The organism is Arthrobacter sp. 10L430 (assembly GCF_056395245.1).
The window spans coordinates 18,259-39,583 of sequence record NZ_JBFTJD010000025.1; the positions used below are offsets into that span (position 1 = coordinate 18,259).

Genomic DNA, 21,325 nt, shown 5'->3' on the forward strand with positions numbered 1-21,325 from the left:
ACTCCTTGATATCAGGCCGCGGAACGCTCCGCCGGCTGGTTGGTTGTGGAGGCGTCTTAAGCCTTCACCAATAGTAAACGGACTACGGTCCGGATATTATTCCCCGGTCTAGAATGTTTTGTGTGAGCCTCATCCCAATCCGCTCCGGAACCCCCTTCAGGTCCGGCCCGGAACGCAGCGATGCCGCCCGGAACCGGGAACTGCTCCTCTGCGCCGCCCGGGAACTGATCGACGAATGCGGCGTGGACGGCCTCACGATGGACAAGCTGGCCGAACGCGCCGGCGTGGGTAAGGGGACCGTTTTCCGCCGCTTCGGCAGCAGGGCCGGGCTCATGATGACCCTGCTCAGTGCCGCCGAGGCCGAGTTCCAGGGCCGTTTCATGTTCGGGCCGCCGCCGCTGGGCCCGGGGGCTCCGCCCCTTGAGCGGCTCATCGCCTTTGGTGCCGGGCGCATCGGCTACGTCCTGGAGTACGGCGACCTGGCCCGGGCCGCGGACCACTCGCCGTACAACCGGTTTGAGGTGCCGGCTGCTGTTTTGTGGCACCGGCACATTGAGCATCTGCTGCGCGCCGCCGGCTTCGACGCGGACCCGTGGCTTATGGCGGTGTCCCTCAGCGCTACCCTGGATCCGGAGCGGCTGCTCCATGCGGTACGGGTGCACGGGGTTTCCCCGGAGCGCCTCGAGGAGTCATGGCGCCAGCTTGTCACGCGTGTGGTGGGGCCTGCGGAGTAGCGTTGCACCATGAGCACCGACTCCCCCTCCTCGCCCCTGTCCGCGGCCTCCCGGCCCGAGCCGGCTGACGCCGGCCAGCCCATTCGCACCGCCGTGATGGGTTACGGCCTGTCCGGAAGCGTCTTCCACGCGCCGCTGATCGCGGCCAATTCCCGGTACTCGCTGGACGTTATCGCAACGTCCGATGCCGGACGCCAGACGGCCGCGCTGGGACGTTATCCGGGTGTGAAAACAGTGGCCGACGGAGAGGCCGTCCTCGCGCTGGCGGCCGACCTTGACCTCGTGGTCCTGGGGACGCCTCCGGCCACCCACTACCCCTTGGCGAAGGCCGCCCTGGAGGCGGGGCTCGACGTCGTGGTGGACAAGCCCTTCGCGGTGACCAGCGGGCAGGGTCAGGAACTGATCGAACTGGCAGCCCGCCTGGGCAGGGTGCTGACAGTGTTCCAGAACCGCCGCTGGGACGGCGATTACCTCACCGTCAAGGAGCTGTTGGCTGAAGGTTCCCTGGGGAAGGTAACGCGGTTCGAATCACGGTTCGAGCGGTGGTCCCCGGAGGTGTCCAAGGCCTGGAAGGCGGAGGCCACGGCGGCCGACGGCGGTGGCGTCCTGTTCGACCTTGGCACGCACCTGCTGGACCAGGCACTCGTGCTCTTCGGGCCGGGCGAGGTGGTGCACGCGGAGCTCCTGGCGCGGCGCCCCGGCGAGAGGGTGGACGACGACTGCTTCCTGGCGGTGCGGCACGAGTCCGGCGTGCTGAGCCACCTCTGGATGAACATGCTGTGCGCCCAGCAGGGTCCCCGCTACCGGGTGCTCGGATCCGAGGGGGCCTTCACCAAGCACGGCGTGGACCCGCAGGAGCCCTACATTGTTGCCGGCGGGGGACCGCTGGACGAAGAGTACGGTGTCGAAGCGCCCGAGTGGGCCGGGAAGCTGGGCCGCGACGGGCACCTCGACCGGCTGTCCACAGAGCGCGGCGCCTACCCGGAGTTCTACCGGATCCTTGCGGACAAGATATCCGACGGCGGCGCATCCTCGCCGCTGCCGGTTCCGGTCGATCCGGCCGGCCCGGTCGACGTGCTGGAACTGATTGAGCAAGCCCGGGCCTTGGCTTAAAAGAGCATCGACTGCTCCGTAACTGCCGTTCTGGGGGTCCAAAAGGGCGGCTACGGAGCAGTCGATGCTAGCTCCGGCAAGTGCTACGCGGAGACCAGCTCGTGCCAGTCGGATACCAGGGGCAGGTTGTGGGCCTCGGAGACCGAGTGGTGTGCCACGTGTCCTGCGGCGATGTTCAGGCCTGCGGCCAGGGCGGGATCGCGGTCGAACGCTGCACGGACGCCGAGGTTGGCCAGGGCGACGCCGTGGCGGAGCGTGACGTTGGTCAGGGCGTAGGTGGAGGTGTTCGGGACGGCGCCGGGCATGTTGGCCACGCAGTAAAAGATCGTGTTGTGGACCTTGTACGTGGGTTCCTGGTGCGTGGTGGGGTGGGTGTCTTCGAAGCAGCCGCCCTGGTCCACGGCGATGTCGACGAGGACGGAGCCGGGCTTCATGCGGGCGACGAGTTCGTTGGTGACGAGCTTGGGGGCCTTGGCGCCGGGGATCAGGACGGAGCCGATGACCAGGTCGGCGTCGACGACGGACTTTTCGATCTCGTACTTGTTGGATGCGACGGTCTTCAGGCGGCCCTGGTACTGGGCATCGAGTTCCCGCAGGCGGTTGATGTTGATGTCCAGGATGGTGACGTCCGCGCCCAGGCCCAGGGCCATGGCGGCGGCGTTGGTGCCGGCCACGCCGGCGCCGAGGACGACGACCTTGGCCGGGCGGACGCCCGGGACGCCGCCCAGGAGCACGCCCTTGCCGCCGGCGGGGGCCATGAGGGAGGTGGCGCCGACCTGGACTGAGAGCCGGCCTGCGACCTCGGACATCGGGGCGAGCAGCGGAAGGGTGCGGCCTTCCTGGACGGTCTCGTAGGCGATGGCGGTGACGCCGGAGTTGATGAGCTCGGCGGTGAGTTCAGGTTCGGCGGCGAGGTGGAGGTAGGTGAAGAGGATCAGGTCCTTGCGGAAGCGGTGGTATTCCGCGGCGATGGGTTCCTTGACCTTCATGACCATGTCCGCGCGGGCCCAGACCTCGTCGGCGTCGGTGACGATTTCGGCGCCGGCGATGGCGTATTCCTCGTCCGTGATGCCCGAGCCCAGGCCTGCGCCGCGCTCAAGAAGGACCGTGTGGCCGTGGGTGCGGAACTCGTGAACGCCGGCAGCGGTGATGGCGACTCGGAATTCGTTGTTCTTGATCTCTTTGGGGACACCGATGATCATTTTCTGGGCTCCATGTTCTATGGCTTTGTGGGCCGGAAGTTGCGGGGGAGTTGTGCTTCCAGAATAGATCCGGCTGTGAGGCACACGACAGGTTGAGCCGAGGCTGACCGCAGCGAAAACCGCGACTTTCCGCGATTTTTGGAGTCCGAGGCTAGACGTTTGTCGAGCGTGGGGGCGTCAAGTGTCGCCTGCTGTCCGTTCGCCCGGAACGCCTTCCGGGACGTAGTCTTGCTGCATGCAGCAAGACGTGGAGGAGCTCGTGGAGCGAGTGGCGCAGAAGCTGGGCCGCGGCCTGTCGCTTGAGGACCTGGACGGGCTCCTGCTCGCCTACAGTTCCAACCAGTCGCACGCCGACCGGGTCCGGGTAAACTTCCTGCTCAGCAAGCGCGTGCCGGTCGACGTCAAGGCGTGGCAGCTCTCGCACGGGATCGCCACGGCCGTGCGCCCCGTCGTGGTTCCTGCCAACCAGGAGCTGGGAATGCTGGGACGCGTCTGCGTCCCGCTGATGGTCCGCGGTTTCCGCGTCGGTTACCTCTGGGTGCAGCAGGACCTTGAGGAGGAAAGCGCGACGGCGATTCTCACCCAGCTGCCCGACGTCCGGAACGAACTTGAGCTGCTCTCCGGGCTGCTCCTGGACTCCAACACGGCTGAATCCGAGTTCCGGCGCAGCCGCGAACGCGAGTTCCTGGCCGCTTGTGCCGGGGAGGCCAACGCCGTGGCCGCCGTGGCAGGCTGGAAGGAAGTGCAGGACCGCGGCCCCTGGCAGCTGGTGACGGTCCTCGACGCCGACGGCTGGGCGGCACCTGATCCGATCGCTTCCACGCTCATTCACAGGTCCGCGGCGCTGCAGGCAACCATCGGCGTGGACGCGGCCCTGTTCAGTGCCGGGGCCGAAACCCATGCCGTGGTGCTGTTCCGGGAATCCACGGGCCGCGCCAACCACGCCCAGGTGCTGGTGCACTACCAGCTGGAGCTCGCTAAACGTTCGGGCCGCCCCGTGCACCGCATCATCCTCGGTATCAGCGAGGGCTTCACCCGGACCAAGGACCTCGCCGAGGCCTACCGGCAGTCGCGGGTGGCCGCCCAGGCCGCGGCGGTGGACGCCCAGCTGGGGGAACTCGTGGATTGCCGGGCGACGGGCGTCTACCAACTCCTTGCCTCAGCCGGCGGAGGCGCCGGCGTCTGGGGCGATGCGGGGTCCGTGAACTTCCGGGCGCTGGAGGACCACGACCGCAACGGCGAACTGCTGCCCGTTCTTGAGCTGCTCTACGACAACGACGGTTCCGTGCAGGATGTCGCGGAGAAGCTCCATCTGCACCGCAGCAGCATTTACAACCGGCTGGGCCGGATCCGGCAGCTGCTGGGGGTGGATCCGCTGAAGGGCATGGTCCGGCTGGAGCTGCACGCCGCACTCAAGACGCGGCGGTGGGCGGCGCGGCCGCGGATCTAGGCCGCGGGTCCGTTCCTGCGTCCAGCCGTCGGATCCAGCCGTCAGGCGGCATTTCCGTCCAGTTGCGGGCGCTGTTCCACCGGGCGCTGCTCCAGCGGGCGCTGTTCCACCGGGCGTTGCTCCCCGCCGGGCTGCTCGCCCGGGAAGTGTTCCTTCACAAGCTGCTCAGGCGGGTGCTCCAGCGCCGTGGCGTCCGGGATCTGCGGCAGCAGGCCCTGCAGCTGGGCGCGGCGCCGGGAAATCCTGCTTTCCGCCCACATTGAGACGGCCACATAGGCTACGCAGCTGGACGTGAAGATGGCCGTGTTGTTCAGTTCCACGATCATTCCGAGTACGGCTGCCACACCCATGGCGGCAATGCCCGCCACGATGTGCAACCCCCGGAATCTCAACACGAGTAAAGAGTAACCCCGCCCAGTGGCTCGATTCCCTGGTTTGGCGGGATCGTTGCTTGATCCTTATCACGCCGTCACCGGGGAGTGGAGGCACGTCATTTTGCGTCCCGCAAACACTGTCAGGTGCCGTCGGCGCGTTCCGCGGCGGCCTGTTGCTTCTTCTGCCCTTCCAGCCAAGCCATGATCGCCGCCAGACGGATCCGGCGGTGCGTTCCGCGGTATTCCACGGCTATCTCACCCCGGTCCGTCATGTTCCGCAGGTACGTGTGGGAAATTCCGGCGAGTTCCGCGGCCTGGGACGTGGTGAGCATTTCTTCCACGCTGCTCACGGTCACAGCCTCGCCGCGGCTGAACCGCGCCAGGAGGTCGACGACGGCGTCCCTCGCCGCGGGTGGCAGGCGGTGGACAGTGCCGTCCACGAACACGGTGATGTCGGTGCCGCCGTCAAGCGCATGATGGAGTTTCTGTGCATCCTCGGCGGGGAGTGCGGCCGCCACCCTGGGAGCTATCAATGCCATGGCAGAAGCCTAACCGCTGCCATGGCGATGGCCCCGGGCCGTGCCAGCGGCGGGTATGCTCAGCGGATGAAACTGGACGACGGAGTGGATGTCACGGCGAACGGCCTGACCGGCCGCCTTTACGTGTCCCCGGTCGGCCAGGGACAGGCAACCGTCATGGGGCAAACCGGCCCAGAACAGGCGGCCGGTATGGGGCGCGCGGGCGAGCCTTCGACCGCAGGGCCTCAGGTCTTCGTGCTCCTCCACGGCATCGGGGTCTCGCACCGCTACCTGGCCAAACTTCACCTGGAATTGGCTGGGGGCAGCGGGTTGGCGGGCGGCCGGCAGGCGCGCGGCGCCGTCGTCTATTCCTTCGACCTGCCCGGTTTCAGCGAAACGCCGCGGCCGGGCCGCCAGGTGACGGTGGACGAATATGCAGCCTTCGTCGCGGCGGTCCTCGCCGACGCCGGCGTCCAGTCCTGCGTGGTGGTGGGCCATTCCATGGGGACGCAGTTCGCCGCGGAGCTCGCCCTCCAGGAACCGGGCCTCGTAAGCCGGGTGGTGCTCATGGGCCCGGTGGTGGATCGAGCGCGGAAGAGCGCCGTCTGGCACTCGCTTGCCCTGACCCGTGACTCACTGTTCAGCGAAAGCCCGTCCACCAACATCGTGGTCTTCACCGACTATTTCAAGACCGGGCTCCGCTGGTACCTGACGCAGCTGCCCGTGATGATGGAGTACCCGCTGGACACGAGGGTGTGTGGCATTACCCAGCCCGTGCTGGTGCTCCGCGGCGACAGGGACCCCATTGCCCGCCGTCCCTGGTGCGAATTTCTCGCACGCCAGGCGCCGCAGGGGACATTTGTTGAGGTGCCCGGCTTCGGACACGTGGTCCAGGACAGCGCGCCGGCGGCCGTGGCCCAGGCCATTGTCCACTGGGCCAGCACAGCCGCCGACGGCATCACAGCCTAGGCAGAACAGTCACCTCGGCTACAGTCCGAGCTCTTCCAGGACCGGGAGCTTCTCCCGTACCCAGGCTCGCGCTTCGGTGGCACTGGGCGCGGACAGCGCCAGTTTGGCAAGCTCCTGTGCCTCGGCCAGTGTGACGGTCTTGAGGACCGCGGCCACGGCAGCCAGTGAACGGGCCGTCATGGACAGGGTGGTCACGCCGAGGCCGGTCAGGACGACGGCGAGGGCGGGGTCGGCCGCTGCCTCACCGCAGACGCCCACGGGCTTGTTGTGGCCCTCGATTGCCGCCCCTTCCACTGTCAGTCCCACCAGTCGCAGTACTGCCGGCTGCCAGGGCGTGTTCAGGCCGGCCAGCGGACCGAGCTGGCGGTCGGCGGCCATCGCGTATTGCGTGAGGTCATTGGTGCCCAAGCTGGCGAAGCCCACTTCTCGCAGGATGGTGTCGGCGGTGAGGGCGGCGGACGGAACCTCCACCATCACGCCGGGGGTCTCGATTCCGGCTTCGGCGCACATCGTGGCGAACCGGGCAGCTTCCTCGGCCGTGGAGATCATCGGGGCCATGACCCAGACGTCCGCCGCTGATTGCTTCTCGGCGAGGGCGATCGCCTCCAGTTGGCGTTCCAGGACGCCCGGAGTGGTGAAGTCCGTCCGGTAGCCGCGGACGCCCAGGGCCGGGTTGGGCTCGGTGGAGTCGGTCAGGAACGGGAGCGGCTTGTCAGCGCCGGCGTCCAGGGTCCGGAGGACCACCTTCTTTCCGGGGAAGGCATCAAAAACACCCTTGTAGGCGGCAGCCTGCTCCTCGACGGAGGGCTCGGTGTCGCGCTCCAGGAAACAGAATTCCGTCCGGAACAGCCCCACGCCCTGCGCTCCGAGCTTGGCTGCGGCCTCGGCGTCCTTGGCACCTCCCACATTGGCGAGCAGCGGGACCAGGTGCCCGTCCGCCGTCGCGCCCGTGCCGCTGAACTCGGCGAGAAGGGAGGCGGTGGCCGCCCAGGTCTCGGCAGCAGCGCGCAGCGAATCGTCAGGGTTGGCGGTGATGGAGCCTGCCGCGCCGTCCACATAGACCTCGGTGCCGTCCGGCAGTTCGTCCACGCCCACCGCGGCCACCACGGCCGGCAGCCCGAGCGAACGCGCAATGATGGCGGTGTGTGACTGCGGGCCGCCGCCGGCCGTCACCAGCGCGAGCACCTTGTTCGGGTCCAGGGTTGCGGTGTCGGCGGGCGCAAGATCTTCGGCCACGAGGATGAACGGAGACTCTGAGGTGGGAATGCCCGGGGCAGCTACGCCGCGGAGCTGGGCCACGATGCGGGCGCGGACGTCGAGGATGTCGGTGGCCCGTTCCGCCATGTAGCCGCCGAGATTGTGGAGCATTTCCGCGACCGATGAGCCCGATTCCCAGATTGCGCGCTGACCGGACATGCCGCGGGCGATCAGCTTCGCCGCGCCCTTGATCAGCATGGTGTCCTTCGCCATCAGGGCCGTCGCTTCCAGGACGGCTTTGCCGTCTCCGGTGGCGTGGTCTGCACGGGCCTTGAGCTCATCGTGCACGGCATTCGCTGCTGCCTTCAGCGCCGCCGTCGCGTCCTCCGGGGACGTGCCGGCCGGCAGCTGTTCGCCGGCCGCGGGTTCGCTGATGGGCTTGGGCATCTGCCGGACGGTGCCGATGATGCGGCCTGGGCTGACGCCAACTCCTGGGAAGTTCTGCACTGAAGGTCCTCGTTCTCTGCCGGTAGCCAGGCCCGCCGGTCCCTGCCCGGACTGGTCCGGGCGGTTCGGAACGGCTGCGTCCGATGTTGTTTGCGGTGCCTGAAAAAATTGTATGTGATGCAGTTCATATAGCGTTGCTATAGGTGATAGGGTAGCGGTTATGAGTTTCGATGGCCAGCTTCCACCCAAGATGAGGCTGTTGCGTGCGGCAGCCGAATTGCTGGCCAAGTCCTCGGGAGCAGCCGTATCAACCCGCCAGATCACGCAGCTGGCAGGCGTTACAGCGCCCACCCTGTACCACCACTTCGGTGACAAGGAGGGCCTGTTTGACGCGGTAGTTGCCGCGGGATTTGAAGAATATGTGGCGGGCGAACGAGATTTCGCCCCGTCCGGACAGCCGCTGGAAGACATCCGGCGGATGTGGGACAACCACGTGCAGTTCGGGCTCAACCAGCCGGAACTGTATCTGGTCATGTTCGGTAACATCCGCCCCGAGAGCCGCCCGTCCATCGTTGCCGATGCCGAGGCCCTTATGGAGGAAATGCTGAACAAGGCTGCCGCGGCCGGCCAGTTGAACGTCCAGCCGCGGGAAGCCGCAAGAAGCATCCTCGCGGCCAATGTGGGCGTCACGCTCATGCTGATCGCGGAGCCGGCCTCGGAGCGCAACCTCGAACTGTCCACCATGACCCGGGACGCCATGATCTTCGCTGTTTCCGCGGACCAGGGAAGGGACGCCAGCCCGGAGGATTCCGGAAAGTCGTCAGTGGTGGTGGCTGCCATAGCGCTCAACGCGGCGCTGCAGGCGTCCCACTCGGACCAGCTCTCCAGCTCTGAACTCAAGCTCTTTCTCGAGTGGCTCCACAGGATCTCCACCAGTTCCACCAGCTAGTCGTCGAATATATCGGACCATCCTGCGGTGCAGCAGGGATCACGGTTAGGAAATCACATGGCAACAGAGACAGTTGCAAAACCCCGTACCAGTGCGCGCGTTCACGTCCAGAAGTTCGGGACGTTCCTGTCCGGCATGATCATGCCGAACATCGGGGCGTTCATTGCCTGGGGCATCATCACGGCGCTTTTCATTGAAAAGGGCTGGATACCCGTCCCTCAACTTGGCGGCTTTGGCACCAACGCAGCGGGCGCGCCGAACGTCGGCCTTGTCGGCCCCATGATCACGTACCTGCTGCCGCTCCTGATCGCCTACACCGGCGGCAGGATGGTCTACGACGTCCGCGGTGGCGTGGTTGGCGCCATCGGCACCATGGGCGTGATCGTCGGCGCCGGTATCCCCATGTTCATTGGCGCCATGATCATGGGTCCTCTCGGCGGCTGGACCATAAAGAAGCTCGATGCCCTCTGGGACGGGAAGATCCGGCCCGGCTTCGAGATGCTCGTGAACAACTTTTCCGCCGGCATCTGGGGCGCATTGCTGGCCATGCTCGGTTTCTATGGCATTTCCCCGTTGGTTCAGGCCTTCAGCACGGCCGCCGGCAATGTGGTCCAGTTCCTGGTCAACAACGGCCTCCTGCCGCTGACCAGCATCTTCATCGAACCTGCCAAGGTCCTCTTCCTCAACAACGCCATCAACCACGGTGTGCTTACCCCGTTGGGCATCCAACAGTCGCTTGCACAGGGCAAGTCCATCCTGTTCCTGCTCGAGGCCAACCCGGGTCCGGGGCTGGGCATCCTCCTTGCCTACATGTTCTTCGGCCGTGGCGCGGCGAAGGCCTCAGCCCCCGGCGCCGCCCTCATCCACTTCTTTGGTGGCATCCACGAAATCTACTTCCCGTACGTCCTGATGCGCCCGCTGTTGATCCTGGCCGCGATCGCAGGTGGCATGACGGGTATCGCCACCCTGGCCGTCACGGGCTCCGGCCTCGTCGCTCCGGCGGCCCCGGGCTCCATCATCGCCGTGATCGCCCAAACCTCCAGGGACAGCTATGTGGGCGTAATCCTCTCGGTTCTGCTTGCCGCCACCGTGTCATTCCTGGTCGCCTCGGTGATTCTGAAGACCACTCGCCACAGTGACGAGGGCGACCTCAGCGCCGCTACCAGCCGCATGGAGGACATGAAGGGCAAGAAGAGCTCCGTCTCCTCCGTCCTCACGGGTGCGGGCGCCGGCGGAACCGCGGTCCTGACGCGTCCCGTCGAGAACATCGTGTTCGCGTGCGACGCCGGCATGGGCTCCAGTGCCATGGGCGCCTCCGTACTGCGGAACAAGATCAAGGCGGCGGGCTTCCCGGGCGTCAAGGTCACCAACGCGTCCATCGCCAGCCTCAGCGACACCTACGACGTGGTGGTCACGCATCAGGACCTCACCGAGCGGGCCAAGCCCGTCACGTCCAGCGCCGTCCACTACTCCGTGGACAACTTCATGAACAGCCCGCGCTATGACGAGATCGTGGAACTGGTCAAGAGCAGCAACGCACCGGAATCTGCCGGCGGCGATGCTGCGGCACCCGCCGCCCCCGCTGCGGCACCCGCCGCCCCCGCTGCGGCGGCCGGCGCCGCCGCTGGCGAGATGCCAGCGGAAGCCGGCGCGCCGCCGTCGGACATCCTTGTGGCTGAAAGCGTTGTCCTCAACGGCTCCGCCGCAACCCGCGACGCCGCGATCGACGAGGCGGGCCAGCTGCTGCTGGCGCGCGGCGCCGTGGACAACGACTACATCCTCGCCATGCACGAGCGCGAGGAATCCGTTTCCACGTATATGGGCAGCTTCCTGGCGATCCCGCACGGCACCAACGCCGCCAAGGACCACATCAAGAAGTCCGCAGTTTCCGTGATCCGCTACCCGGACGGCATCGACTGGAACGGCAAGCAGGTCAAGTTCGTGGTGGGCGTGGCCGGCATCAACAACGAACACCTCCACATCCTCTCCTCCATCGCGAAGGTCTTCACGAACAAGGCGCAAGTGGCGCAGCTTGAGGCCGCAACGTCAGTGGAGGAAGTGCTGGATCTGTTCGGAAAGGTCAACGCATAGTGAAGGCTGTACATTTCGGAGCCGGGAACATCGGCCGCGGGTTCGTGGGGCTGCTGCTGCACCAGGCAGGGTATGAGGTGGTGTTCGCGGACGTGGCGGAAGCCCTCATCTCCCAGTTAGCGGCCGCGGACAGCTACGACGTGCACGAGGTGGGGGAGAACCCCACCGTGCGCACCGTGGACAACTTCCGGGCGGTCAACTCGGGCACGCAGGAGCAGCAGCTGATCTCGGAGATCGCGACGGCGGATATCGTCACCACCGCTGTTGGGCCGCACATCCTGAAGTTCGTGGCCCCGGCAATCGCCAAGGGGATTGCGGCCCGCGCCGCCGGCCTGGCGCCGCTGCAGGTGATGGCTTGCGAGAACGCCATCAACGCCACGGACATCCTGCGTGAGGCGATCGTCTCGTCATGGGACGACGCCGCCGGGCCGCTGGAGGACGTGGCCGTGTTCGCCAACACCGCAGTGGACCGGATCGTGCCCAACCAGGAGGCGGGCCAGGGGCTCGACGTCACGGTGGAGACGTTCTACGAGTGGGTCATCGACCGCACGCCCTTTGGGGGCTCCGCGCCGGTCATCCCCGGGGCGACGTTTGTGGACGAACTCGGGCCGTACATCGAGCGCAAGCTGTTCACGGTCAACACGGGACACGCCTCTGCGGCGTACTTCGGGTTCGAGGCCGGACTGGAGAAGATCTCCGACGCCATGGCGGACCAGGACGTAGCGGCCGATGTCCGGGCAGTGCTCGACGAAACCAAACAGCTGCTCGTTTCCAAGCACGGGTTCAACCACGAGGAGCAGGAAGCCTACGTCCAGAAGATCCTGGGCCGGTTCTCCAACCCGCACCTGCCGGACACCGTGAACCGCGTGGGGCGGGCGCCGTTGCGAAAGCTCAGCCGGAACGAGCGGTTCATTGGTCCGGCCGCGGAACTCGCGGAGCGCGGAATTGTCCCGGAGGCGCTCCTTGGGGCCATCGCGGCGGCCCTGCGCTTCAACGACCCCGCCGACACCGAAGCGGTGGAACTCGGGCAGATCCTGGCCTCCACCGAGCCGGCCGACGCGACCGAGCGGATCACCGGGCTGGCGGCTGACCACCCGCTGTTCGCCGCCGTCTGCGGGCTCGTGGAGGAGCGCAAGGCAGAGGGCGTCACGGCGCCGGCATAGGCGTACCCTGCCACCCGCACAAGGCACGACGCCGGAGCTCAGGTGAGTTCCGGCGTCGTGCGTTTGCGCCGTGCGTTTGCGTCGTGCGTTTGCGTCGTGCGCTAGCCGGCGGACACGGTGCCGGCCGCTGCCTGCACGGCCTCGCGCATGGGAGTCGCGGGCCGGCCGATCAGCGAGCTCAGATCACCGCTGGTCACGAGCAGATCGCCCCGGGCGATGCCGAGGTCACTGTCCGCAAGGATGGCGGCGTAGGCCTCAGGCAGCCCGGCATCGACGAGCACCTGCGCGTACTGTTCCGCCGGCAGGTCCTGGTACTTCACCGGTGTGCCCGTGGCGGCGCTGACCTCTCCGGCGAGATCGCTGAGGGTAAACGGCTCGTCACCCCCGAGCTCGTAGACCTTGCCGGCCTGGTCGTCCCTGAGCAGCACCTCTGCAGCGGCCTGGGCGTAGTCGGCCCGGGTGGCGGCGCTGACCTTGCCATCCCCGGCGCTGCCGCGCACGGAGCCGTACTGGAGCTGCACGGCAAGCTGGTCGGTGTAGTTCTCCAGGTACCAGCTGTTGCGGAGCAAAGTGAAGGGCAGGCCCGAATCACGGAGGGCCTGTTCCGTGGCCTGATGTTCGGCGGCCAGCTGCATGCCGGTCGTGTCAGCGTTGGCGATGCTGGTGTAGGCGATCAGTCCGACGCCCGCCTCACGGGCGGCGTCGATGGCCTTCCGGTGCTGCTCAATACGCTGGCCGACCTCGCTGCCGGAGACCAGCAGCACCTTCTCGGCGTCCTTGAACGCCTGATGCAGGGAATCGGCGTCGTTGTAATCGATGGGGAGGACCTGGACGCCTTGCTCGGCGAAGTCGGCGATCTTGGCAAGATTCCGGCCGGCGGCCACGATCTGTTCCGCGGGAACGTTTCGGTTGAGAAGTGCTTCGACGACGAGGCGGCCGAGCTGGCCGGTGGCGCCGGTAATGACGATGGTCATGGTTTATTGCCTTTCACCAGTGGAGTGAGTGTCACTGATGCAAACCGCCCGCCCGGTTGGATACTTCCCAGAAGAGAGTACGCACTTTAAGGTAAGGTACCTGCATGAAGGTTAGTGCCCAGGTCAGCGAGCCTGTATTTCCCTTTGCTGGCGGCATTTTCCCCGCGGGCTGTCCCAGCAGGACTGTTCTCGACCATGTCACCAGCAAGTGGGGCGTCCTGATTCTGGTCGCCCTGTCCGAGGGGCCGCAGCGCTGGAGTGACCTGCGCCGGCGCGCCGAAGGCATCAGCGAGAAGATGCTGGCACAAACCCTGAAGACCCTCGAAGGCGACGGGTTCGTGCGCCGCGACGCCCAGCCGATCATTCCTCCCCGGGTCGACTACAGCCTCACCGCCAGCGGCCATGACCTTGCCTCGCTGATGCTGCCCCTGGTCGCCTGGATTGCCGAGCACGCGGACGGGATCGTCAACGCTCGTCCGGGTTCCGCGGATTCGGGATCGGCCTCTAAAGCCGTTCGAAGCTAAGCAGCCTGCCGGGACGCCCGCGCGGACAGCTGAGAGCGCCGACGGATGACGTACTCCGCCGCCGCGACGTTGATCACCCAGCCCGCCCCCAGGAGCACCGCGCGGGTCGGAACGTCGGTTGGGCCCACCAGCAGTAGCCAGGGGATGCTGACCAGGGCTTGGGTTCCCGCCCCGACGGCGATCGCATAGGCGCGCGTCATCCAGGCGCTGTGCCGTACGAAGTCACGGCGCCAGATCGCGACGAGGCCCAGGACGATGCTCACCAGCATTGCCGTCCCGAAGAACAGCCGGAGCGGGACGTCGGTGTGGCCGTCCGGGAGGGCGTAGAAGACAGACATCCACAGGCCGGAGAGGGCGGCGAGCAGGCCGGCTGGTATCAGGATGCGGCCGGCGATGCGGTGCCAGCCATGCCGGCGTCGCAGTGAGGGAACGAACTGGAACGCTCCGAGCAGGGAGTACACGGTGACGCTCGCAATGTGCGTCACCACCGGGACTGGTGACGCGAAAAACCGCGCGTTCTGCGGCGTGATGGCAGCCCCGGCCGTCAACTCGGTCAGGCGCAGGGCCCCGAAAATCACCGGGATCAGGCTGAGGAGGATCAGCCCGGCAGGCACGGGCCACTGGGCCCGGGGGAGCCCGACGAGCGTCGGGGCACCGATGATTTCAGTTGGCATGTCGAATCCTCCGCTTCCCGGTGTACGGTGTACACCTCATGTCTGACGATAGGTGTACGGTGTACACTTGTCAATGGAAAACGGCAAAGGGAAGGTGCGCACATGGCTCAGCAGATGGAGACTGCGCGCCGGGTCCCCCTGAGTCGGGACCGCGTGCTGGAGGCCGCCGTCCGGCTTGCCGATGAGGTGGGCATCGAGCTGGTCAGCATGCGCAGGCTGGCGCAGGAGCTCGGCGTGGTGCCCATGGCGCTGTACAAGCACGTGGCGAACAAAGAGGAACTTCTCGACGGTATGGTGGGCACGCTGGTCGGCGAGATCGATCCTGCAGTCGGCGATGCAGGCTGGAAAACTGCGGTCAAGCTGAGGGTGCTCTCGGCGAGGCGGGCGCTCCTCAGGCATCCCTGGGGCCGCCCGGTGCTGGAATCCCGTACCAACAGGACGCCGGCCGTGCTTGGGTACATGGACTCGTTTATCGCGATGTTCCTGGCCGGCGGTTTCTCTGTCGATCTCACCCACCACGTCATGCATGCCCTTGGCAGCCGCATGTGGGGCTTTACCCAGGAGCTGTTCGACGATCCGGCAGGCCAGACGGCGGGTGGCCAGGCCGAGATGCACCCGGAGGTGCAGGCCGCAATGTACCGGGAGATGGCTGCGCGCTATCCGAGCATATTGCAGGTCGCCATGGCGGCCACACACGATGACGGCCAAGTGGTTGGGCAGGGCTGTGACGACCAGTTTGAGTTTGAGTTCGCCCTCGATCTGCTCCTTGACGGCTTTGAGCGACTTCATCACCAGGACTGGACCTCGAAGGGGGCGAAGCTGGACCAGGGATAGTCCGACGCCATAGGTTGAGGGGATGGAGGTCCTCGACTGGCTGCTCGACTCTGACCCCTCGGTCCGCTGGCAGGTCTTGCGTGACCTCACCGACGCGCCGGAGGAGGATGTACTCGCCGAGCGGGCCCGCATCTCTTCAGAAGGCTGGGGTGCCCGCCTGCTCGAGCTGCAAGGCGAGGACGGCCAATGGGACGGGGGCACGTTCTTCCCGTCATCCTACGATGGCTCCGAGAAGGGCCAGCCCTGGACCGCCACGACCTATAGCCTGCTGCTCCTGCGCGACCTCGGCCTGGATCCCCGCAGCGATGCGTCCCGCCGCGCCGTCGAGCTCGTCCGGGAGAAGAGCCGCTGGGAAGAGGGCGGCCAGCCGTTCTTCGAAGGCGAGGTGGAGCCGTGCATCAACGGCAAGGCCGTCGCCCTCGGCGCCTACTTCGGGGAGAACGTCGACGGTGTGGTTGCGCGCCTGCTCGGTGAGCAGCTTACCGACGGCGGCTGGAACTGCGAGGCGGAACGAGGCTCCACGCGGTCGTCATTCGCGACGACGATCAACGTACTCGAAGGGCTTCTGGAACATGAACGGGCCACCGGGGGGACGCCGGCGTCGGTCGCGGGTCGGCGGCGTGGCGAGGAGTATCTGCTGGAGCGCGCCCTTCTCCGGCGCAAGAGCACAGGGGAGCTGATCGACCGGGACTGGCTGCAGTTCTCGTACCCCACACGCTGGTTCTACGACGTGCTCCGCGGACTTGAGTACTTCCGGGCTGTCGGGGGACCGTCGGATGAACGCATGGCCGAGGCGGTCGGGGTGCTGCGCTCGAAGCGGCGGTCCGACGGGACCTGGCTGCTGGAGAACACCCATCCCGGGCGGGTGCATTTCGCCATGGAGGTGGGCGACGGACGGCCGAGCCGGTGGAACACGCTCAGGGCGCTGCGTGTACTCGAGTGGTACGGGCACCAGTAACCTCGAGCCCTGGAACGACGACAAAAAAGGCAGGGACCGGGCGAAGATCCCGGTCCCTGCCTTCGGAAATTCGAGCTAGCTGGCTGACACGGTCTCGGCGGCCGCCATTGCCTTCCATTCCGCCACGCGTGCCTGGTGCAGCGGCGAGCGGCGGACCACAGCGTAGGTAGCGCCAAGGACGGCGAACCAGATCGGCGTGACCAGCAGCGCCGTGAGCGTGTCCGGCTGCGTGGTCAGTGCCCAGACCAGGAACGCGAAGAACGCGAAGACCACCCACACCATGGGAATGCCGCCGGGCATCTTGAAGGTTGAGGCCCGGTGGAGTTCGGGGCGGCGTTTCCGGAACACGAGGTAGCTGGCAAGGATGATGGACCAGACGAACATGAAGCAGACGGCGGACACGGTGGTCACCATGTCAAACGCCACTCCCACGTCCTTGCCTGCATACAGCAGAGCCACGCCGGCGAGCAGCAGCACGCAGGAAAGGAACAGGGCGTTCTGCGGGACCTTGCGGCTGGAGAGACGGCCGAAGACCTTGGGGGCGTCGCCGTCGTTGGCAAGCCCGAAGACCATGCGCGAGGTGGAGTAGATCCCGGAGTTGGCCGAGGACATGGCGGATGTCAGCACCACGAGGTTCACCACGGTGGCCGCAATCCCCAGCCCGGCCAGCGAGAACATGCCGATGAACGGGCTGTGGCCCGCCTGGAACTCGGTCCACGGCGTGACGGACATCAGGATGACGAGTGCGCCGACATAGAACAGCATGACGCGCAGCGGGATGGCGTTGATGGCGCGGGGCAGGTTGTGTTCCGGGTTCTTGGTTTCGGCCGCGGCTGTTCCCACCAGCTCGATGCCCACGAATGCGAAGACCGCGATCTGGAAGCCAGCCACGAAGCCCATGAACTCGCGCGGGAAGAAACCGCCGTGGTTCCAAAGGTTCGTGAAAGTGGCCGTGCCGGCGTCGGACTGGAAACCGGTGAAGATCATCACCAGGCCTACGGCGATCAGCGCCACGATGGCCACGATCTTGATCAGCGCGAACCAGAACTCGGTCTCGCCGAACGCCTTAACCGTGGGCAGGTTCAGCAGCAGCAGGATCACGATGGTGGCCAAACCGGGGATCCACGGCTGGATGCCTGGCCACAATTCGTTGGCGTAGCCGGCAATCGCGATCACGTCGGCCACGCCGGTCACCACCCAGCAGAACCAGTAGGTCCAGCCGGTGAAGAAGCCTGCCCAGGGGCCCAGGAGGTCCCCGGCGAAGTCGCTGAACGACTTGTAGTTGAGGTTGGACAGCAGCAGCTGGCCCATGGCCCGCATCACGAAGAACAGCATGAAGCCGATGATCATGTATACGAAGATCACGGACGGCCCGGCCACCGAGATGGTCTTGCCGGAGCCCATGAACAGCCCGGTGCCGATGGCGCCGCCGATGGCCAGCAGCTGGATGTGCCGGTTGCTCAGCGAGCGTGAAAGGTGGGGCTCGCTGTCCCGGCTGGAGGCAGTTCTCTGCCCAGTGGTTGTCTGCTCAGACATGTGCAAAATCCTTTGAAAAGTCCGCCGCGAGGGTGGTGGCGGTTACAAAATCAGCGTCTCCAACCTACATCCTGGTCGCGCTGGACGACGTATCACCCGTCTCAGCTGCCCCATCCCCGGCCTTCGCACTTGACTGTTAGGGTACCTAACTATTAGGCTACCTAACTATGAGCACACGCGAACAAACAGAGCTGCAGACCCTCGCCCTAGACTTCCGTGAGGCGCTGCGCCACAGCGTGTACCTCGTGCGCCGCCTCGACGCCGACGGCGATCTCAGCGCCGCCCAGCTCAGCACGCTCAAAATGCTGCTCGACGACGGCGTCCGCGTGGGGGAGATCGCCCGCAACCTCGGCGTGAAAGTTCCCAGCGCCACCGAACAGGTCATCAAGCTCGAACGTGCCGGCCTCGCCCGCCGCGAAGCGGACCCGGACGACTCACGTGCCGTCCGGGTGGTGCTGACCACGGAAGGCCGTGCCGCCGTCGACTCCGCCAATGAGCGCCGCAACGCCGTCATGGCCGGGATCCTGGCGGCGCTCACGGAGGACGACCGGAAGGCCCTGGCCGCCGCGCTGCCCGTTATCGACAAAATCAACAGCTCACTTCAGAACTGAAACAGCCAACACTTAGGAGTGCCATCCATGGACGGCCAGCGCGCAGAGACTCTGCCGGCAGTGCAGGAAAACGCAGTGCAGGAAACGATCGAGGCGGAAAAGGCCTCGATCCTCAAACAGCCCAAGGCGGTGTGGGCCACGGCCCTCGCGGCGGTGTTCGCGTTCATGGGCATAGGCCTCGTGGACCCCATCCTGCCGGCCATCGCCAAGAATTTGGATGCCAGCCCCAGCCAGGTCTCGCTGCTGTTCACCAGCTACTTCCTGGTCACCGCCGTCGCCATGCTGATCACCGGCTTCGTTTCCTCGCGGATCGGAGGCAAGCGGACCCTGCTGGCCGGCCTGGCCGTCATCGTGGTGTTTTCCTCCCTGTCCGGAACGTCGGGCAGCGTGGGTGAGCTGATCGGGTTCCGCGCCGGCTGGGGCCTGGGTAACGCGCTCTTCGTGGCAACTGCGCTGGCCGTCATCGTGGGAGTGGCCAGCGGCGGTGCAGGCACCGCGATCATCCTGTACGAGGCCGCCCTGGGGCTGGGCATCTCCCTTGGCCCGCTCCTCGGCGCGCTCCTGGGTGGCTGGCAGTGGCGGGCACCGTTCTTCGGCACCGCTGTACTCATGGCGGCCGCCTTCATTGCCCTCATCGCCCTGCTGCCCAAGACGCCCCTCCCCGAACGCAAAGTCCGGCTCTGTGACCCGCTGCTCGCCCTGGGCCACAAGGGACTGCGGACGACCGCGGCCAGCGGCCTGTTCTACAACTACGGCTTCTTCACGGTTCTCGCCTTCACGCCCTTCATCCTGGGCATGGACGCGTACGGCATCGGCGGAGTGTTCTTTGGCTGGGGCGTCGCCGTCGCGGTATTCTCCGTTTTCGTGGCGCCGGTGCTCCAGAACCGCTTCGGCGCAACCAGGGTGCTCACCGGCACGCTCGCCGTGCTGATGCTTGACCTGATCGGGCTGGGCCTCGCCGCCGGGCACTCGGTGCCGGTGGTTGTGGTGCTGGTGGTGGTCTCGGGTGCGCTGCTGGGAATCAACAACACGATCTACACCGAACTCGCGATGGGCGTATCGGACTCGCCGCGGCCGGTTGCCTCGGCAGGCTACAACTTCGTCCGCTGGATGGGCGGCGCGCTGGCCCCGTTCGCCGCGGCACAGCTGGGCGAACACTTCGGTCCCCAGGTGCCGTTCTTTGCGGGAGCGGCAGCCATGGTGGTGGCCATCGCCGTTGTGTTCGGCGGGCGCCGCTACCTGGCGGCCCACGAGCCCCACGTGGTCTAGCCGGACCGACGCTCTCTCACTTCCTGTCGGTTTTTCAAGAACGCTCTCCCACCCCGGTTCCGCGGGTGAGAGAGCGTTCGTGTTTTCCGCGCAGCAAGTGAGAGAGCGTCGGGCGGGTCGCTTCGCGCACCTGGCGCGGAGCGCGGAGCCGGATTGCCTAGACCTTAACGGACCCCTTGGGAACAAACAGGGTCTCAGCCTGTTCCAGCGACATGCCGTTCGTCTCCGGCACCTTGTACATGACGAAGAAGAACGATGCTGCGGCAAACAGTGCGTACATGGCGTACGTCAGCGGCAGCGAGCCTGCGGCCATCATGGGGAAGCTCAGGGTGATGGCGAAGTTGGCGATCCACTGGGCGGCGGCGGCCAGCCCCAGGGCGCGGGCGCGGATCCGGGACGGGAAGATCTCGCCCAGCAGCACCCAGACGAGCGGGCCCCAGGAGGCGCCGAAGCTGACCACGAAGACGTTGGCCGCGACGAGGGCAACGGGGCCCCAGACGCCGGGGAGCGAAATGTCAGAACCGGTGCCCTTGGCCGAGGCGAAGGCCAGGGCCATAGCGCCCAGCGATACCGCCATGCCGATGGAGCCGGCGAGCAGGATGGGCCGGCGGCCGATCCGGTCCACGAGGGCGATGGCCACCAGGGTCACCAGGATGTTGGTGATGGAGGTGGCCACTGAGATGGTCAGCGAGTCCTTCTCCTGGAAGCCCACGGCCTTCCACAGCGTGGTGGAGTAGTAGAAGATCACGTTGATGCCCACGAACTGCTGCAGCACGGAGAGCGTGATGCCGATCCAGACCACGGCCTGCAGCCCGAACACCTTGCCGCGCAGTGAACCCTTCTTGCCTGCGAGCTGGTCTTCCTCGATCGCTTCGCGGATTTCACGGAGGTGGCGCTCGGTGTCCTCATCCGGGGCGATGGATTCGAAGACCTTGCGCGCCTGATCCTCCTTGCCCTGGAAGACCAGGAAGCGCGGGGATTCCGGCAGCGTGTAGGAAACGGCGCCGTAGACAACTGCGGGGACGGCGGCGGCAAGGAACATCCAGCGCCACGCCTCGATGCCCAGCCAGAGCGGCTGGTCGGCGCCGCCGGCGGAGGTGGCGAACAGTGCATCGGACAGCAGTGCGGCGAAGATGCCGGTGGTGATGGCCAGTTGCTGGAGCGACGCGAGGCGCCCGCGCACATGCCGCGGTGAAATCTCCGAGATGTAGGCCGGCGCGATCACCGAGGCCAGGCCGATGCCCAGGCCGCCCACGAGCCGCCAGAAGATCAGGTCCCAGACGCCGAAGCAGAAGCCGGTGCCGATGGCGCTGATCAGGAACAGGAGCGAGCCCAGTTTCATGGCGGGGATCCGGCCGTAGCGGTCGGCCACCTTGCCGGCCATGTACGCACCGGCCGCGCAGCCCAGCAGGGCCACGGCCACGGCGAAGCCGGTGACACCCTCGCTCAGGCCGAATTCTTCCTTCATGGCGTCGACTGCACCGTTGACCACGGACGAGTCGAAACCGAACAGGAAGCCGCCCACGGCGCCGGCAAGCGCCAGCCAAATGACCCGCTGCGGGATCCTGGCGGTTGGTTGCTCCTTGGCGGTGGGCATGGTTCTCCCTCGGGGGTTTGGGGATGGGTGAATGCGGTGCGGACGTCGTCGGCTGCGGTACCGGCCCAGACGGCCGGCGCACACGCGCCTAACAGTGTGCCACGTCACCGCTTGCCGTTCCACTTGGGGACAGAAGACGAC

The 21,325-nt window shown here is 66.6% G+C and carries 20 protein-coding genes; 12 read left to right on the top strand and 8 right to left on the bottom strand.

Annotated elements, in window-relative coordinates; all coding sequences use genetic code 11:
• The first annotated feature begins 122 nt into the window (after positions 1-122).
• Together AC1DDG_RS17725 and AC1DDG_RS17730 are read left to right on the top strand one after the other, a co-directional pair.
• Positions 123-734, top strand: a complete 612-nt coding sequence (locus tag AC1DDG_RS17725; RefSeq protein ID WP_476877082.1) for a TetR/AcrR family transcriptional regulator — start codon at positions 123-125, stop codon at positions 732-734.
• A gap of 9 nt (positions 735-743) precedes the next feature.
• Positions 744-1,847, top strand: a complete 1,104-nt coding sequence (locus tag AC1DDG_RS17730) for a Gfo/Idh/MocA family protein (RefSeq protein WP_476877083.1) — start codon at positions 744-746, stop codon at positions 1,845-1,847.
• Positions 1,848-1,930: 83 nt separating this feature from the next.
• On the opposite strand, the gene ald is transcribed toward AC1DDG_RS17730, so the two are convergent.
• Positions 1,931-3,049 (bottom strand): alanine dehydrogenase, encoded by a 1,119-nt coding sequence (ald, locus tag AC1DDG_RS17735; protein WP_476877084.1) that lies wholly within the window; start codon positions 3,047-3,049, stop codon positions 1,931-1,933.
• Between the two features lie 235 nt (positions 3,050-3,284).
• Between ald and AC1DDG_RS17740 the strand changes: the two genes are divergently transcribed.
• Positions 3,285-4,499 (top strand): PucR family transcriptional regulator, encoded by a 1,215-nt coding sequence (locus tag AC1DDG_RS17740; protein WP_476877085.1) that lies wholly within the window; start codon positions 3,285-3,287, stop codon positions 4,497-4,499.
• A 41-nt stretch (positions 4,500-4,540) separates the two neighbouring features.
• Here AC1DDG_RS17740 and AC1DDG_RS17745 read toward each other — a convergent pair whose 3' ends face one another.
• Positions 4,541-4,894, bottom strand: coding sequence for a hypothetical protein (locus AC1DDG_RS17745; RefSeq protein WP_476877086.1), 354 nt, complete (start codon positions 4,892-4,894; stop codon positions 4,541-4,543).
• 119 nt (positions 4,895-5,013) lie between these two features.
• Positions 5,014-5,412 carry a helix-turn-helix domain-containing protein gene (locus AC1DDG_RS17750; protein WP_476877087.1) on the bottom strand — a complete coding sequence of 133 codons (399 nt, stop codon included), beginning with the start codon at positions 5,410-5,412 and terminating at the stop codon, positions 5,014-5,016.
• Between the two features lie 66 nt (positions 5,413-5,478).
• On the opposite strand from AC1DDG_RS17750, the gene AC1DDG_RS17755 reads away from it, so the two are divergent.
• A complete protein-coding gene (locus tag AC1DDG_RS17755) occupies positions 5,479-6,360 on the top strand; it encodes an alpha/beta fold hydrolase (RefSeq protein WP_476877088.1) in 882 nt (293 codons plus the stop codon).
• Positions 6,361-6,378: 18 nt separating this feature from the next.
• Here the strand turns inward: AC1DDG_RS17755 and ptsP are convergent, their stop codons facing one another.
• Positions 6,379-8,064, bottom strand: a complete 1,686-nt coding sequence (gene ptsP, locus AC1DDG_RS17760) for a phosphoenolpyruvate--protein phosphotransferase (RefSeq protein WP_476877089.1) — start codon at positions 8,062-8,064, stop codon at positions 6,379-6,381.
• Between the two features lie 160 nt (positions 8,065-8,224).
• On the opposite strand from ptsP, the gene AC1DDG_RS17765 reads away from it, so the two are divergent.
• From AC1DDG_RS17765 to AC1DDG_RS17775, 3 genes are read left to right on the top strand one after another with little or no spacing between them, the layout of a single operon-like run.
• Positions 8,225-8,953 carry a TetR/AcrR family transcriptional regulator gene (locus AC1DDG_RS17765; RefSeq protein ID WP_476877090.1) on the top strand — a complete coding sequence of 243 codons (729 nt, stop codon included), beginning with the start codon at positions 8,225-8,227 and terminating at the stop codon, positions 8,951-8,953.
• A gap of 57 nt (positions 8,954-9,010) precedes the next feature.
• Positions 9,011-11,044 carry a PTS mannitol transporter subunit IICBA gene (locus AC1DDG_RS17770; RefSeq protein WP_476877091.1) on the top strand — a complete coding sequence of 678 codons (2,034 nt, stop codon included), beginning with the start codon at positions 9,011-9,013 and terminating at the stop codon, positions 11,042-11,044.
• Positions 11,044-12,207, top strand: coding sequence for a mannitol-1-phosphate 5-dehydrogenase (locus AC1DDG_RS17775; protein ID WP_476877092.1), 1,164 nt, complete (start codon positions 11,044-11,046; stop codon positions 12,205-12,207). The genes AC1DDG_RS17770 and AC1DDG_RS17775 overlap by 1 nt, the downstream gene beginning before the upstream one ends.
• A gap of 101 nt (positions 12,208-12,308) precedes the next feature.
• On the opposite strand, the gene AC1DDG_RS17780 is transcribed toward AC1DDG_RS17775, so the two are convergent.
• Positions 12,309-13,181 (bottom strand): SDR family oxidoreductase, encoded by an 873-nt coding sequence (locus AC1DDG_RS17780; protein ID WP_476877093.1) that lies wholly within the window; start codon positions 13,179-13,181, stop codon positions 12,309-12,311.
• Positions 13,182-13,285: 104 nt separating this feature from the next.
• Here AC1DDG_RS17780 and AC1DDG_RS17785 point away from each other — a divergent pair, with 104 nt between their 5' ends.
• Positions 13,286-13,705 (top strand): winged helix-turn-helix transcriptional regulator, encoded by a 420-nt coding sequence (locus AC1DDG_RS17785; RefSeq protein WP_476877094.1) that lies wholly within the window; start codon positions 13,286-13,288, stop codon positions 13,703-13,705.
• Here the strand turns inward: AC1DDG_RS17785 and AC1DDG_RS17790 are convergent.
• Positions 13,702-14,379, bottom strand: coding sequence for a DUF2306 domain-containing protein (locus tag AC1DDG_RS17790; RefSeq protein WP_476877095.1), 678 nt, complete (start codon positions 14,377-14,379; stop codon positions 13,702-13,704). The two genes, AC1DDG_RS17785 and AC1DDG_RS17790, sit on opposite strands and share 4 nt — an antisense overlap.
• Positions 14,380-14,481: 102 nt before the next feature.
• Here AC1DDG_RS17790 and AC1DDG_RS17795 point away from each other — a divergent pair, with 102 nt between their 5' ends.
• Entirely contained in the window at positions 14,482-15,213 is a 732-nt protein-coding gene (locus AC1DDG_RS17795; protein ID WP_476877096.1) for a TetR/AcrR family transcriptional regulator, read from the top strand.
• Between the two features lie 22 nt (positions 15,214-15,235).
• Positions 15,236-16,171 (top strand): hypothetical protein, encoded by a 936-nt coding sequence (locus tag AC1DDG_RS17800; protein ID WP_476877097.1) that lies wholly within the window; start codon positions 15,236-15,238, stop codon positions 16,169-16,171.
• Between the two features lie 75 nt (positions 16,172-16,246).
• Here the strand turns inward: AC1DDG_RS17800 and cycA are convergent, their stop codons facing one another.
• A complete protein-coding gene (gene cycA, locus AC1DDG_RS17805) occupies positions 16,247-17,707 on the bottom strand; it encodes a D-serine/D-alanine/glycine transporter (RefSeq protein ID WP_476877098.1) in 1,461 nt (486 codons plus the stop codon).
• A gap of 167 nt (positions 17,708-17,874) precedes the next feature.
• On the opposite strand from cycA, the gene AC1DDG_RS17810 reads away from it, so the two are divergent.
• Both AC1DDG_RS17810 and AC1DDG_RS17815 read left to right on the top strand, forming a co-directional pair.
• Positions 17,875-18,318 carry a MarR family winged helix-turn-helix transcriptional regulator gene (locus tag AC1DDG_RS17810; RefSeq protein WP_476877099.1) on the top strand — a complete coding sequence of 148 codons (444 nt, stop codon included), beginning with the start codon at positions 17,875-17,877 and terminating at the stop codon, positions 18,316-18,318.
• Between the two features lie 27 nt (positions 18,319-18,345).
• Positions 18,346-19,587 (top strand): MFS transporter, encoded by a 1,242-nt coding sequence (locus AC1DDG_RS17815; protein WP_476877100.1) that lies wholly within the window; start codon positions 18,346-18,348, stop codon positions 19,585-19,587.
• Positions 19,588-19,744: 157 nt separating this feature from the next.
• Here the strand turns inward: AC1DDG_RS17815 and AC1DDG_RS17820 are convergent, their stop codons facing one another.
• Positions 19,745-21,184 (bottom strand): sugar porter family MFS transporter, encoded by a 1,440-nt coding sequence (locus AC1DDG_RS17820; protein WP_476877101.1) that lies wholly within the window; start codon positions 21,182-21,184, stop codon positions 19,745-19,747.
• Positions 21,185-21,325: the final 141 nt, after the last annotated feature.